Source organism: Stenotrophomonas sp. Iso1 (assembly GCF_027497995.1).
In the GTDB taxonomy this organism is placed as follows: domain Bacteria; phylum Pseudomonadota; class Gammaproteobacteria; order Xanthomonadales; family Xanthomonadaceae; genus Stenotrophomonas.
Genome location: NZ_JAODBT010000012.1, coordinates 1 through 294, shown reverse-complemented (window position 1 = coordinate 294; position 294 = coordinate 1). Strand labels below are relative to the sequence as shown.

The following is a 294-nucleotide window of genomic DNA, read 5'->3' as shown; positions in this document are numbered from 1 at the left end:
ATTTCCGTAGTCTTTGACATATACAACATCGCCAATGAGGAACTCATATTCAATGTCCAGCTTTTCTGTATCCACAATCACCCCGTCGTACTCATCGTAAAGCTGAAGTGATGTTTCAAAATAAAGCACCTCATTATGATTGACCTCATACAAATAGTGCTGGTCAATTTGATGGACTTTTGTAATCGTTCCGACTGTGCCGTACATGACAACGACGACAATATCCCCTACTTGATATTTTGGTGCTTTCGCCTTCATTCTGTCTCCCCCTTGCCCGCCTTTTGGTCTTAACCT

General features: G+C 42.2%; 1 protein-coding gene. It reads right to left on the bottom strand.

What is annotated here, in order from left to right:
• Nucleotides 1–258 (bottom strand): hypothetical protein (locus PAN08_RS17995; RefSeq protein ID WP_332840118.1); only part of this gene is annotated, 258 nt, incomplete at its 3' end.
• Nucleotides 259–294: the final 36 nt, after the last annotated feature.